Origin of the sequence: Oleiharenicola lentus, assembly GCF_004118375.1 — a bacterium.
In the GTDB taxonomy this organism is placed as follows: Bacteria; Verrucomicrobiota; Verrucomicrobiia; order Opitutales; family Opitutaceae; genus Lacunisphaera; species Lacunisphaera lenta.
Window position 1 is genome coordinate 583,096 of sequence record NZ_SDHX01000002.1, and the last position, 13,844, is coordinate 596,939.

Consider the following 13,844-nt stretch of genomic DNA (forward strand, 5'->3'; position numbering starts at 1 on the left):
CGGCATCATGATCGCCAGCGTCTTTCCCTCTGGATTCTTCTCTTCGTTCCGAATGACCGAATGAGCGTCTGCGCTTTTCCTTCTGGCTTCCACCTTCCGTCCCCTGTCTCCTGAGCCCCGCTTCCCGCACTCATGATCCGCTTTGTTTTCCGTCGCCTCCTCCAGACCCTCCCGGTCCTGTTCGTGATCGTCACGGCGACCTTCTTCATGGTGCGCTTCGTGCCGGGCGGTCCTTTCACCGCCGAGAAGGCCGTCCCGCCCGAGATCATGCGAAACCTCGAGGCGCATTACGGCATGGATAAGCCGCTGTGGCAGCAATACCTCGACTACCTCGGCAAGGTGTTGCGCGGTGACCTCGGACCCTCGTTCAAGTATTCCAACCGCACGGTCAACGAGATCATCGGCGACAAGCTGCCCGTGTCGCTCGAACTCGGCGGTCTGGCCCTCGGCGTCGCGCTCCTGATCGGCCTCCCCTTGGGCGTGCTCGCCGCCGTGCGTCGCAACACCTGGCTCGACTACAGCTGCGGCATGGTGGGCATGGCGGGCATCTGCGTGCCGACCTTCGTGCTCGGCCCGCTGCTCGTGCTGTTCTTCGCCATCCACCTCGGCTGGTTCAACGCCTCGGGCTGGTATGGCCCGGCGGACCGGGTGCTGCCCGCCACGGTGCTGGGGTTTGTCTATGCCGCCTACATCATGCGCCTGACCCGCGGCGGCATGCTCGAGGTGCTCAACCAGGACTTCATCCGCACCGCGCGCGCCAAGGGCGCCTCGGAGGCGCGCATCATTTTCCGCCATGCCTTGCGCGGCGGTCTGCTGCCGGTGGTCGCCTTTCTCGGGCCCGGCATCGCGGGCATCCTCACGGGCTCGTTCGTGATCGAAACCATCTTCCAGATTCCCGGCCTCGGCCGGGAGTTCGTGAACAGCGCCTTCAACCGCGACTACACCCTCGTGCTCGGCACCGTCATCCTCTACGCGAGCCTGATCGTGATCTGCAACCTGATCGTGGACGTCCTCCAGGTCTGGCTCAACCCCCGCCTGAAGTTCGAATGAGCACCCCGGCCGCCAATCCCCCCGCCGCCGAACACGGCTCTTCGCCCTGGCACGACGCCTGGCTCCGCCTGCGCCGCAACCGCCTGGCCGTCACCGGCGGCATCATGCTCATCGTGCTCGCGCTGGCCTGCCTCATCGGCCCCTGGATAAGTCCCTACGACTACGCGGAGCAGGACCTCGACAACACCTTCGCCGCGCCCGGCGCGAAACACTGGCTCGGCACCGACCAGCTCGGCCGCGATCTGCTGGTTCGCATCCTTTACGGCGGGCGCATCTCGCTCGGCGTCGGCCTCTGCGCCACCTTCGTGGCCCTGACGATCGGCGTCATCTACGGCGCCGTCGCCGGCTGGGTCGGCGGCCGCACCGACGCCGTGATGATGCGCATCGTGGACATCATCTACGCCCTGCCCTTCACCATCTTCGTCATCCTGCTGATGGTCTTTTTCGGCCGGAACATCGTGCTGCTCTTCGTGGCCATCGGCGCGGTCGAATGGCTGACGATGGCGCGCATCGTCCGCGGCCAGATCATGTCGCTGAAGAAAATGGAGTTCATCGAGGCCGCCCGCTCCCTGGGCTTCGGCAACCGCCGCATCATCTTCCGCCACCTCCTGCCCAACGCCCTCGGCCCGATCATCGTCTATGCCACGCTCACGATCCCGGCCGTCATGCTGCTCGAGGCCTTCCTCAGCTTCCTCGGCCTCGGCGTGCAGCCGCCGATGAGTTCGTGGGGCACGCTCATCAAGGACGGCGCCGAAAAGATGGAAGAATACTGGTGGCTGCTGGTGTTCCCCGGCGCCCTGTTTTCGCTCACTCTCTTCTCCCTCAATTTCCTCGGCGACGGGTTGCGAGATGCACTGGATGTGAGGGCGGCCAAGGACTGACGGAACCACCGGCGCGGCCGGGTTTCCCAGTATTTCCTTCTGGCTTCTGAATTCCGGATTCTGGATTCTCCGCCCAAGCAATGCTCCGCCGTTTCCGCCCCTATTTTCACTACCTGCGAGAGCACCGTTCCGTCCTGGCGGTCGCCATCCTCTGCGGTGTGATTGCCGGCTTGGCCACCGGCGCCGGGCTGCCGCTGATGGTGAAGTTCGTCTTCCCGGTGATTTTCGGCGAGGATGCCGCGGCCCTGACCACCTGGGAACTCGCCGGCATCGTGATCTGGCTGCCGCTGATCTTCACCATCCGCGGTGTCGCCGGCTACCTGAACGCCTACCTCATCCAGCTCGCCGGCACCCGGGTCTTGGAATCCATCCGCCGCGACTACTTCCGCAAGCTCCAGATCCTCCCGCTGTCCTTCTTCGGCCGCCATTCCTCCGGCGACCTGATTTCCCGCGGCTTGGCCGATACCAACCAGCTGCAGGTCGCGCTGACCACCGTCGCGAATGAGATCATCAAGAGCCCGGCCACCCTCATCGGCAGCGTGGGCGGCATCATCTACCTCGCCTACGACATCGAGGGCCTGACGCTCGTGCTGGTCTGCCTCGCCGCTGTGCCGCTGACCGTGCTGCCCGTCCGCCACATCGGCAAGAAACTTGCCCGCCGCTCCGGTGGCATCCAGAAGGAACTCGGCGCCGTCACCAGCCGCTTCAACGAAAACCTCGCCGCCGCCCGCGAGATCCGCGCCTTCAGCCTGGAGGAGCGCGAAACGGAGCGCTTCAGCCTGGTCACCCGCGCGCTGATCACGGCGCAGATGAAGTTCGTGAAATACGAGAAGGCGCTCGCCCCGCTCATCGAGATCATCTCGGCCGTCGGCATCGCGGGCACCCTGCTCTACGCCTACCGCATCCGGCTCGAGCAGGCCGACTTCGTCGCCCTCGTCACCGCGCTCTACGCCGCCTACGACCCGGTGAAGCGCCTCGGCGCGTTGAACAACGAAACCAAGCGCGGCCTCGGCGCCCTCGAGCGGCTCGAAGCGGTCTTCAACGAACCCGTGAGCATCCAGGATCCGGCGCAACCGGTCGCCGTCGGCCGCCTGCGCGGTGAGATCGCCTTCGAAAACGTCACCTTCGCCTACGGCGACACGCCCGCCCTGCGCGCCATCTCCGCCACGATCTCCGCCGGCACCGTCTGCGCGCTGGTCGGCCCCAGCGGCGCGGGCAAGAGCACCTTCGCCAACCTCGTGCCGCGCTTCTACGAAGTCGGAGCCGGCCGCGTGACGATCGATGGTCTCGACGTGCGCCAGATGAAGCTCGCCGACCTGCGCCGCAACATCGCCCTCGTCTCGCAGGAACCCGTGCTCTTCAACGACACGATCTACCAGAACCTCCTGCTCGGCCGCTCCGACGCCACGCGCGAGGAGGTCTTGGCCGCCGCCCGCGACGCCCACGCCGACGAGTTCATCCAGAAACTCGAGGGCGGACTCGGCTACGACACGGTCGTGGGCGAACGCGGCAACCGCCTCTCGGGCGGACAAAAACAGCGCATCGCCATCGCTCGCGCCTTCCTGCGCAACGCCCCAATCTTGATTCTCGACGAGGCCACCAGCGCGCTCGACTCCGACAGCGAGGCCGCCGTGCAGGATGCGCTGCGCAAGCTCGTGGTCGGCAAAACCGTGCTGATCATCGCCCACCGCTTCAGCACGATCCGCGACGCCTCGCAGATCCTCGTGTTCGACAAGGGGTCGCTTGCCGCCCAGGGCGACCACGCCTCGCTCTACGCCGGCAACGCTCTCTACAAGTCGCTCTACGATCGGCAGGCGGCGGCGCCGTAGCGCCGCTAAGTTTCAAGGGCCAAGGATCAAGTAACAAGGGGCGGACAAGCGGACACACGTCTTGCCACTTGTTACTTGTTACTTGTTACTTCGCGTCGTGCCCCCCGACGAACCCAAGGAGTTTTCAAGAGAGGTGGAGAACCTCATCGCCGGCTTCCGCGGGCTGCCCGTGGACGAAGGCCGCTCCAAGCGCCGCAAGACCCAGGAGCTCGGCCCGCTGATCGACGAGCTGCTCGTCAAATACCGCATCAGCCACGACTCGCTCGAGCACAGCATCCGCGAGAAATGGCCCGAGCTCGTCGGTGTCGCCAATGCCACCTACTCCCATCCGCTCATCGTCGAGCGCAACCTTCTCGTCGTGCTCGTCTCCCACGCCGTGGTGCGCAACGAACTATTCCACCACCGCAGCATGATCCTCGAAAAGCTGCGCAAGCTCCCCGGCTGCGATGGGATCAAGGGGCTGGCGCTGCGATCCAATTGAGATCCATCTATCTTCGCCCCATGCTCCCCAAAACGCTCGCCCGACTTCCCTACTTTCTTCGTTGGTTGTGCCTTCTCTCAGCTGTCGGCCTGATTGCCGCATTGCTTCTTCCTTTTGAAGGTCGAGTTGCCAGCAAAAGCGCCGTCGAACTCAGTCTCGTTCTGCTTCTTGGTGTATGGATGATTTTAAAAATCGGCATGCTGGACATGGCGCGCGCCCGCAACATCGGTTGGTCGCCTTGGATGGCCTTGTTGTGCTTGGTGCCGCTGGTGAGCGGCATCATGCAAATCCTTCTCTTCGTCATGCCGCCCAAGCAAAACGGGGACACCCTGTCTCAGCGGTCCCCTGCAAATTAACGCTTGCGCGGCATGGGGCCGGCTTGGTTAGTTACGGCTTACGTTAGTTGAATCCCGCTGGTCGCGGGGTTCGACCACGGTCAGTCCGGGCAACCGGACACTAACGGTGTCGCCGGCCCTCCACAAGCGGGCGACACGGGGCGAAAGCCCCGCCAAAGACCGCGTCATCAACCACATAAACCATGTCACAACCCGTTAAATCCGAAGTCATCGCCCAGTATAAAACCCACGAGAAGGACACCGGCTCCAGCGACGTCCAGATCGCGCTGCTCACCGCCCGGATCAATCACCTGACCGAGCACCTGCGCACGCATCGCAAGGACTTCCACAGCCGCCGCGGCCTTCTCCAAATGGCGAGCCGCCGTCGCAAGCTCCTTGATTACGTCAAGAGCGAGGACCTCGCCAAATACAACGACCTGCTGCAGAAGCTCAACCTGCGCAAGTAACCCGTTTTCACGAAAGGCGGCCCACCGACGGGCCGCCTTTTGTTCATCCTCCAGAAGCAGAACCACGGGACATTTCCGCTTGCCGCCCCGGCGCCGCCGGGACCGCAATCCGAAATTTCCCGGGAGCTGATTCAGAGGGGAACCGAAACGGCATCATCCGAACCCCGCGCTCCGGCACCGGCAATCCGGCCGGCCGTCGCGCACCCCTGTTAGAGAAATCCGATCATGAATCAGAAACACAATGTTACGGTGCCCGGTCTGGGCATCACGTTCTCCACCGGCACCTACGCCTCCCTCGCCAACGGCGCGGTCAACGTCAATGTCGGCGAGACCAACGTCTTCGTCACCGCCTGCGTCGCGCAGACCATGCGCCCCGGCCAGGACTTCTTCCCGCTCACCGTCGATTACCGCGACAAGTATGCCGCGGCCGGCCGTTTCCCGGGTGGCTACTTCAAGCGCGAGGGCCGTCCCTCCGAGAAGGAAATCCTGACCTCCCGCCTCTGCGACCGCCCCTGCCGCCCGCTCTTCCCCGAGGGCTTCCTCAATGAGGTGCAGATCATCGGCCAGCTCATGTCGGCCGACCAGCTGAACGACTCCGACATCCCGATGGTCAACGGCGCCAGCGCCGCCCTCGCGATCTCCGATATCCCGTGGAACGGGCCGATCGCCGCCGTCCGCGTCGGCCTCATCGACGGCGCCTTCGTCGCCAACCCGAACCTCGACCAGATGCAGTCCTCGTCGCTCGACCTGATCTACGTCGGCAACGAGAAGGACATGCTCATGATCGAGGGTTCCGCCGACCAGCTCCCCGAAGAGGAGTTCATCAAGGCGCTCGAGTTCGGCCACCAGTCCATCCAGCCGATCATCGCCGCGATCAAGGAGCTCGTGAAGCTCGCCGGCAAGCCGAAGGCCACGTTCGCCCTCGTCGGCGCCACCCCCGAGGCCCGCGCCATCATCGAGCGCGTCGTCCCGACCGAGCGCATCGTCACCGCCATCTTCGGCCACGAAAAGGCCGTCCGCTCCGCCAACGTCAAGAAGCTCAAGGAGGAGGCCAAGGCCGCCCTCGTTGCCGAGCTGGGCGCCGACAAGTTCACCGACGTGGACCTGAACGTCGTGTTCGAGGACCTCCAATACAAGGCCTACCGCCAGAACGTCCTCGCCAAGGGCGTGCGCGCCGACGGCCGCGGCGAGAAGGCCCTTCGCCCGCTGAACGCGAGCGTCGGCGTCCTCCCCCGCGTGCACGGCTCCGCCACCTTCCAGCGCGGCGACACCCAGAACATCGCCATCACCACCCTCGGACCGACCAAGGAAGCCCAGGAGATGGACGGCCTCACCGGCGGCGCGACCTCCAAGTCGTTCATCCTCCACTACAACTTCCCCCCGTTCTCCGTGGGCGAGACCGGCCGCTTCACCGGCCCGGGCCGCCGCGAAATCGGCCACGGCGCGCTCGCCGAGCGCTCCCTCGTCCCCGTGCTCCCGCCCGAGGATGTCTTCCCCTACTCGATCCGCGTCGTCTCCGAGATCATGGCCTCCAACGGCTCGACCTCGATGGCCTCGATCTGCGGCGGCTGCCTCGCCCTCATGGACGCCGGCGTGCCGATCATCGCCCCCGTCGCCGGCATCAGCTGCGGTCTCATGACCGAGGCCAACGCCGACGGCTCGATCAAGAAGTGGGTCACGATCACCGACATCCTCGGTGAAGAGGATCACTTCGGCGACATGGACTTCAAGGTCGCCGGCACCACCAAGGGCATCACCGGCTTCCAGCTGGACCTCAAGATCAACGGCCTGCCCTTCGAGATCGCCAAGGCCGCCATCATGCAGTGCCGCGAGGCCCGCATCGAGATCCTCAAGGTCATGCTCGGCTCCCTGCCGGCCCCCCGCAAGGACCTCAGCAAATATGCCCCGCGCATCCAGACGATCCAGATCGATCCCGAGAAGATCGGCCTGCTCATCGGGCCCGGCGGCAAGACCATCCGCCGCATCACCGAGACGACCGGCGCACAGATCGACATCGCCGAGGACGACTCCGGCAAGGTCTTCATCTACTCGAACAACGCCGACGCCATGAACCGCGCCGTGCAGGAAATCGACGCCCTCTGCGGCGGCGGTTCCCAGATCGAGATCGGCAAGATCTACACCGGCCGCGTCACCGGCACCAAGGAGTTCGGCGCCTTCGTCGAGTGCCTCCCGGGCAAGGAAGGCCTCGTGCACATCTCGGAGCTCGCGGACTTCCGCGTGCGCCGCACCGAGGACGTCGTCAAGGTCGGCGACTCCATCACGGTGAAGTGCGTCGGCATCGACGAGCGTTCCGGCAAGGTCCGCCTCAGCCGCAAGGCCGCGATGAAGGAACTCGAGGAGCAGAAGCAGGCCGCCGGCGGTGAAGCCGCCCCGGCCGCCCCCGCCCCCGAGGCCCCCGCCGCCCAATAAGTGGAGCGCGTTGCGCCCCAACGCACATCTCTCCCCTCTTCAAGCCGCGTCTCCGGACGCGGCTTTTTCTTTGCGCGGTGCAGGCGGTCCGGTGCATTTCCGCCCTATTTCTTCGGCCCGGCCTGCGAGGCATCCTGCTCCTTCGCCTCCCCGAGAAACTTCAGGTCGCCGAGCTCCACCGTGCCCTTGCTCTCCTCGCCGCGCTTGAGCCGGCCGCTGTCCTGGCCGAAATACTTCGACGCCCCCTTCAGCATGGCGGCGAAGCTGTCGTCGAAGCGGTTGCCCGGCGCGCGCACGCTGACACGCGTCTGCCAGCGCAGCACCTTCTTCTGGTGGTTCACGAGCTGGTCGAAGTCGTAGGCCGAGACGATGATGTAGTAGCGCGACTCCTCAATATCGGCCATGAGATCGTTGTAACGGTCCCCGCCTCCGGCCCAGCGCCGGATGTCGTCGGAGTCGTTGATGTCGTCGAGATAGCCCAGCAGCCGGGCGTTGGGCAGGTTGATCTGGTCCCGGGCGCGGTTCTCCGCCATCAGCATCAGCATGGCGCTCTCGTCCGTCCCGCCGCCACCACCCGCCCCGTCGGTTGGCACCGCCGACATGTTGCGCTCCATGCTGCCCATCCCCTGCGGTCCGTTGCCCGCCATGGAGGTGGCCACCTGATTCACCGCCTGGCTGTAGTTGCCGCTGTTGAAGGCGATCGTCGTGCCCCAGTGCAGCACGATCATCAGATCCGCCTGCTTGGCACTTTGGGCGTAATGGTAATTTTGCTGCGCGAGCAACCGGGCGGCAATCTGCGCCACCTCCGGGTAGGTTACCCGATCCACCGTGACATCACTGCCCGTGCCGGCGATGCGCCCGCCATTGGCCAGGCCGTAGAACTCCGGCTTGAAGGAGCCGTCCTTCTGCCGCTCGCGCTTATAATCCTTCGCAGCCCGCGCGTAAACCGCCGTGGCCACCGTCTCGTCGGCGGCCAAAACGGTTGATGAAACAACCCCGGCGACCAGCACCGAAAAAATGATCCTGCTGCAAGATATGCGCCTCATTTGCTCTCCTCCTTCTCGGTTGGCTCTGTTTCCTCATCGGCCGGCTCATTCGCGGGCTGCTCTTCTACCTCCTGATTTCTGGCCTCGCCGAGGTACTTCAGCTCGCCCAACTCGACCGTGCCCTTCGTCCCTTCGCCGCGGACGAGCTTGCCGCTGTTCTGTCCGAAATACAGCGAGGCGTTCTTCAACATCGCCAGATAGGTGTCGTTGAAACTGTTGCCCGGCGAACGCACACTCACCCGCGTTTGCCAGAGCAGCTTCTTCTTTTTCTTCTGCTCCAGCTCAGGCAGGTCGTAGGCCGAAACCACAATATAGTAGCGCGACTCCTCGATGTCGCCGATCAGGTCGTTGTAGCGGTCCCCGCCCCCGGCATAGCGGCGGATGTCGTTGGCGTCCGCGAGATCGTCCACATAGCCGAGCACCCGTGCGTTCGCCTCGTTCAACCGGTCGCGCACCCGGTCATCGGACAGCGACTGGACAAAGGAGCTCTCCACCGAGTTGGCGGCGGTAACCACCGCCATCTCCTCATTGGTGGCCCATTGGATGCTGCGGTTTAATCCGTTGGTCGCGTTCTTGGACAGATCCTGGCCTTCGTAAATGGGTCTGGCGGCATACTCATCAAAGGGGGCCGGATTGTTCAGTTTATACTGGTCCATGCCGAGCGAAGCCATCGCGGAACGCAGGGATGCGACATTCTGTTGTTGGTGCATGCCGTTGGGCGCGATTGTGCTGCCCCAGTTCAGGACCAGGAGCAGCTTCGCCTGCTCCTTTGTCTGGGCCAGATGGTAGTTCTGCGTCGTGAGCAACTGCCGGGTGATCCCCGCCACCTCCAGGTAGGTGACCTTTTCCACCGTGATATCGCTCGCGGTGCCCTCGATCCGACCGCCTTCGGTCATGGCATAGAACTCGGGCTTGTAGCTGCCGTCCTTGGCCTTCTCGCGCTTGTAGCCCTTGCTGATGCGCGAATACACGGCCGTGGCGACGGTGTCCGCCGCCGGACAGAGCACCGCTCCAGCCAACACAAACATGATCGCCGTCATTCGGCCTGCCTGGGGGTTCATTTGCTCTCCTTGGTTTGGGATTCTACAGGTTTGTCCTTCACTTCGCCGAGGAACTTCAGATCGCCGAGCTCAACCTTCGCCTTTTCCTGTTCCGTCCGTACGAGCTTGCCGCTGTCGCGGCCAAAGTAGGGCGAAGCGCTCTTCAGCATGGGCACAAAGCTTTGGTCAAAGCTGTTGCCCGGTGAGCGCACGCTCACGCGGGTCTGCCACAACAGCCGCTTCTTGCCGCCCTTCAGCAGCTCGGGAAAATCGTAGGCGGTGATGACAATATAGTAGCGGGGTTCCTCGAGCTCGGCGAGGAGGTCGTTGTAGTTGTCCCCGCCACCCGCCCAGCGCTGGATGCCGTCGGCCTCGTTGATCGCATCGAGATAGCCGAGGATCTTCGCATTGGGCAGGTTGATGTCGTCGCGGACCTTGTTCTCCATCCGCAGCATGAGGAGATACTCGGCCATCGCATCGACTTTGGTCGAGGGCTCGCCCATGGCGATATCCCTCTCAGCTGCCCCCGACTGATTCGCATACATCTTGTCCTTCGCCAACATCTCGGCTGCACGGGACAATTGCTGGACCGCATAGTTGTAGTTCATGCCGTTGAAACTGAGCGTCTCCCCCCAGTTCAGGACGAGCAGCAGCTTCGCCTGCTCCTTGGACTGCGCGTAATGGTAGTTCTGTTGCGCCAGAAAGCGGGCGGTGATTTCCGCGACCTCGGGATAGGTCACCCGGTCGATCGTGTTGTCGCTGGTGGTGCCCGCGATGCGCCCGCCGTTGCTCAGCGCGTAGTATTCCTCTTTGTAGCTACCGTCCTTGGCCTGGGCGCGCTGGTAACCGCTGCCGACACGCGCATAGACCGTCGTGGCCACCGTATCGGCGGCGGCAAGGCCGCTTCCGACGAAAACCAGGGGCGCCAGCACCGCCGCCCGCAGACCAGCCTGGACCCGCTTCATGGCTCCACCTCCTCGTCGGACGCGGCCTCATCTTCCTGGGCCGGCTGCTCCGCGACCGGTTCCTTGGCCTCGCCGAGATACTTCAGCTCGCCCAACTCGACCGTGCCCTTCGTCTCCTCGCCTCGGACAAGCTTGCCGCTGTTCTGTCCGAAATACAGCGAGGCGTTCTTCAACATCGCCAGGTAGGTGTCGTCGAAATTGTTGCCCGGCGAACGCACGCTCACCCGGGTATGCCACAGCAGCTTCCTCTTTTTCTTCTGCTCCAGCTCCTTGAAATCGTAGGCCGAGACCACGATGTAGTAGCGAGACTCCTCGACGTCACCGATGAGGTCGCTGTAACGGTCGCCGCCACCCGCATAGCGGTGGATGCCGTTGGCGGCGGCCAGGTCGTCCACGTAGCCCAGAACGCGCGCATTTGCCTCGTTCAGCCGGTCCCGGACCCGGTCATCCACCAGAGATTGGAGAAAGGAACCCTCGACCGAGCCCGCGGCACTGACCACGGCCATTTCCTCGTTGGTCGCAAACTGCGGGCTCCTGTTGAAACCGGCCGCGGCGTTCTTCGCGACATCCTGGCCGCCATAGGTGGAGGTGACCGTTTGATTCGCGGTGGCCGAGGTTTCGCCGAGCGCCGCCAGCGCGGCCCGGGCGGAGGCGACATTCATCTCCTTGTGCATGCCATTGGGTGCAATCGTGCTGCCCCAATTCAGCACCAAAAGCAGCGTCGCCTGCTCCTTCGTCTCCGCCAGATGATAGCTTTGCGTGGCCAAAACTCGCCGTGCTATCTGCGCCACCTCACCATAACTGACCCGATCCACGGTGATGTCACTCGTTGTGCCATCGATCCGGCCGCCATTGGTCATGGCATAGTATTCCGGCATGAAGCTGCCGTCTTTGGCCTTCTCGCGCTTGTAGCCCTTGCTGACGCGTGAATAAACCGCGGTGGCAACCGTCTCGGCGGCGACAGCAAAGGTGACGGCCAGCAAAAGGCCACCAGCCAGCGCGGCGGTGCGAAAGCGGAGACGCATGGGGATCAGGGGTTCGGCCGGCCGAATTGGCCCCTTCGGCAGCCGGGGGTGTGGGTGTGCAGGGAAACTGTTTCGGTGACTCGTTCAAGCCAAGGCTGTTCCGGGCCATTTGCTCTCCCTATAGAATAGACTAGCCCTACCCATTTCGACCCCGGACGAGGGCGGTCTGGCCCACAGGGGTTACTCCACCTCGACGAGTCTTTGAATGTGATGCTCCGGAATGGCGGCCAAGGATCCATCAGGCCGCGCGATCAGCACCTGACCGCTCGCGTCGATGCCGGCGAAGGCCCCCTCCGTTTCCGGCAGATCGGTCTCTGCCACCGCCTCCAGCCACACGTGGCGTCGCGGCCCCCAGCAGGGGTTCAGCTCCGGCACAAGGCCGGCAAGGCGCGTCGCAGCAAACTCCTCGTGTGCACGGCGGATGCCGTCCAACACGGGCTCGATCAGCTGCCCCGGACCGGTCAGGGCGCGGTCGCAGTGATCGAGCAGTCGCCCGGCGCTGTAACGCAGGGTGTGATCCTCCAGCCAGGGCCGGTTCGTGATGTTGATGCCGATGCCCACCAGCAGCGTGCGCGGGCCGCCCTGTTCCACCAGGATGCCGCCCACCTTGCGCGGGCCGATCATCAGGTCGTTGGGCCACCGCAGCCGCAGGTCCTCCACGCCCAGTTCCGTCAAGGCGAGCAACGCGCCCCGGCCGATCGCGAGCGCAAATCCCCGCCACGCCGCCGCGTTGCCGTCAAAGGGCACGACCGCGGTCAGGTAGAGCCCGCCGACATCGGAGGTGAAGGTCCGCTCGCGCTGTCCGCGTCCCCCGGTCTGATGCGCGGCGACTACGGCCGCCCAGGCCGGCAGATCGGCGGCGATCCGCTGCGTCGAGTCAGCCTGCTCCAGCCGCTGCACCGCCCAGCCGGCTTCCGGGAAGGCGGCAAGGGTGATGGGAGGCGGGGCGATGGCATGAACCGGTTCCACTTCAGATGATGCCGAGACCCTTCAGGATCGAGAGCATGATGGCGGCGGCCATGACCGAACCGATCTGGCCGCCGGTGTTGGCGCCCATGGCGTGCATGAGCAGGTGGTTTTGCTTGTTCCAGCGCTGGCCTTCGTTCTGCACAAGCCGCGCGGCCATCGGGTAGGCCGAGATGCCGGCCGCGCCGACCATGGGGTTCACTTTGCCGCCGGAGAGGTAATACCAGAGCTTGCCCAGCAGCACGCCACCGGCTGTGTCGGTGACAATCGCCAGCAACCCGAGGCCAAATACCATCAACGTCTGGACCTTCAGGAACTCGGGGCCGTTCATCGTGCCGCCGATGGCGAGGCCGAGGAACAGCGTGGAGATGTTGGCGATCTCGTTCTCGCTCGCCTTGGTCAGGCGCGAGACGGCGCCGCTGACCTTCATGAAGTTTCCGAGCATCACCATGCCCATCAGCGGCAGGCCCTTCGGGGCGATGATGCCCGTGATGGCGGTCACGATCAGCGGAAACGCGATGAGCGCGGCCTTGGAAACCTTGCCGCGGCCGCTGGGCATCGGCGTGGCACGCTCCTTCTGCGTCGTGAGCAGGCGCATGATCGGCGGTTGCAGGATCGGCACCAGGGCCATGTAGGAATAGGCCGCCACCGCCAGCGCGCCGACCATCGCGGTCGGGATCTTGTTCAGGCCGGCAAATAGGTTCGAAACGTAGATCACGGTCGGGCCGTCGCAGGCGCCGATGACGGCCACCGACACGGCCTCCTCCTTCGTAAATCCGAGCATCAGCGCCACGATCAGCGTCAGGAAGATGCCGAGCTGCCCGGCCGCGCCGAACAGCAACAGCTTGGGATTCGAGAGCAGCGGCGTGAAATCGGTCATCGAGCCGATCGCGATGAAGATCAGCAGCGGGAACAGCTCGTTGCCGATGCCCATGTTGTAGAGCGAGCGCAGCACCCCCTCGTGGTCCATGACCTCGCTGAGGGGAAGGTTGGCCAGCAGGCAGCCGAAGCCGATGGGCAGCAGCAGCAGCGGTTCCACGTCCTTGGCAATCGCGAGGTAGAACATCGCGAACGCGATGGCGATCATCACGAGGTTGGGCCCGCCGTGCGCGGCGAGGTGGCGGCAGCCCTCGGCGAGGGCCGACAGTCCGGCGAGGATGGCGTCGATCATGTCAGGTGCCCTCCTTGTCGCCGGCGGGCTTTTCGGGACGCACCGGCAGCAGCCGTGTGAGCAGGCCGATCAGCAGGGTGAGCAGGTAGAGGGTCAACATGGTGCCGCCCATGCCGACGAGCAGAAGAGTGAGACCGAAGGTCCAGGTGTCCATGGTG

Annotated in this window: 14 protein-coding genes; 7 read left to right on the plus strand and 7 right to left on the minus strand. The window is 64.5% G+C overall.

The window, feature by feature from the left end:
* The first annotated feature begins 132 nt into the window (after positions 1–132).
* The 7 genes from ESB00_RS16290 (at position 133) to pnp (ending at position 7,473) form a co-directional block, all read left to right on the plus strand.
* Positions 133–1,050, plus strand: coding sequence for an ABC transporter permease (locus tag ESB00_RS16290; protein ID WP_129048847.1), 918 nt, complete (start codon positions 133–135; stop codon positions 1,048–1,050).
* Complete coding sequence (locus ESB00_RS16295) at positions 1,047–1,931, plus strand: ABC transporter permease (protein WP_129048848.1); 885 nt, start codon at positions 1,047–1,049, stop codon at positions 1,929–1,931. The genes ESB00_RS16290 and ESB00_RS16295 overlap by 4 nt, the downstream gene beginning before the upstream one ends.
* An 80-nt stretch (positions 1,932–2,011) precedes the next feature.
* On the plus strand, positions 2,012–3,760 hold the full coding sequence (locus ESB00_RS16300) for an ABC transporter ATP-binding protein (protein WP_129048849.1): 1,749 nt from the start codon (positions 2,012–2,014) through the stop codon (positions 3,758–3,760).
* 97 nt (positions 3,761–3,857) lie between these two features.
* Positions 3,858–4,241, plus strand: a complete 384-nt coding sequence (locus ESB00_RS16305) for a DciA family protein (protein WP_246026507.1) — start codon at positions 3,858–3,860, stop codon at positions 4,239–4,241.
* Positions 4,242–4,261: 20 nt separating this feature from the next.
* Positions 4,262–4,597 (plus strand): DUF805 domain-containing protein, encoded by a 336-nt coding sequence (locus ESB00_RS16310; protein WP_129048851.1) that lies wholly within the window; start codon positions 4,262–4,264, stop codon positions 4,595–4,597.
* Positions 4,598–4,779: 182 nt separating this feature from the next.
* Entirely contained in the window at positions 4,780–5,043 is a 264-nt protein-coding gene (rpsO, locus tag ESB00_RS16315) for a 30S ribosomal protein S15 (RefSeq protein ID WP_129048852.1), read from the plus strand.
* 225 nt (positions 5,044–5,268) lie between these two features.
* The gene (pnp, locus tag ESB00_RS16320) at positions 5,269–7,473 is read left to right on the plus strand and encodes a polyribonucleotide nucleotidyltransferase (RefSeq protein WP_129048853.1); all 2,205 of its coding nucleotides are present in this window, start codon (positions 5,269–5,271) and stop codon (positions 7,471–7,473) included.
* A 104-nt stretch (positions 7,474–7,577) separates the two neighbouring features.
* On the opposite strand, the gene ESB00_RS16325 is transcribed toward pnp, so the two are convergent.
* The 7 genes from ESB00_RS16325 to ESB00_RS19745 form a co-directional block, all read right to left on the minus strand.
* Positions 7,578–8,450 carry a hypothetical protein gene (locus ESB00_RS16325; RefSeq protein ID WP_129048854.1) on the minus strand — a complete coding sequence of 291 codons (873 nt, stop codon included), beginning with the start codon at positions 8,448–8,450 and terminating at the stop codon, positions 7,578–7,580.
* Between the two features lie 65 nt (positions 8,451–8,515).
* A complete protein-coding gene (locus ESB00_RS16330; protein WP_129048855.1) occupies positions 8,516–9,580 on the minus strand; it encodes a hypothetical protein in 1,065 nt (354 codons plus the stop codon).
* Positions 9,577–10,524: a hypothetical protein gene (locus ESB00_RS16335; RefSeq protein WP_129048856.1), complete on the minus strand. Its 948-nt coding sequence runs from the start codon at positions 10,522–10,524 to the stop codon at positions 9,577–9,579. Before ESB00_RS16335 ends, ESB00_RS16330 begins: the two co-directional genes overlap by 4 nt.
* Positions 10,521–11,549 carry a hypothetical protein gene (locus ESB00_RS16340; RefSeq protein ID WP_129048857.1) on the minus strand — a complete coding sequence of 343 codons (1,029 nt, stop codon included), beginning with the start codon at positions 11,547–11,549 and terminating at the stop codon, positions 10,521–10,523. Before ESB00_RS16340 ends, ESB00_RS16335 begins: the two co-directional genes overlap by 4 nt.
* Before the next feature lie 180 nt (positions 11,550–11,729).
* A complete protein-coding gene (locus tag ESB00_RS16345; RefSeq protein ID WP_129048858.1) occupies positions 11,730–12,518 on the minus strand; it encodes a biotin--[acetyl-CoA-carboxylase] ligase in 789 nt (262 codons plus the stop codon).
* Position 12,519: 1 nt separating this feature from the next.
* The gene (locus ESB00_RS16350) at positions 12,520–13,686 is read right to left on the minus strand and encodes a sodium ion-translocating decarboxylase subunit beta (protein ID WP_129048859.1); all 1,167 of its coding nucleotides are present in this window, start codon (positions 13,684–13,686) and stop codon (positions 12,520–12,522) included.
* A 1-nt stretch (position 13,687) separates the two neighbouring features.
* Positions 13,688–13,840 (minus strand): OadG-related small transporter subunit, encoded by a 153-nt coding sequence (locus ESB00_RS19745; protein WP_164976261.1) that lies wholly within the window; start codon positions 13,838–13,840, stop codon positions 13,688–13,690.
* Positions 13,841–13,844 lie beyond the last annotated feature (4 nt).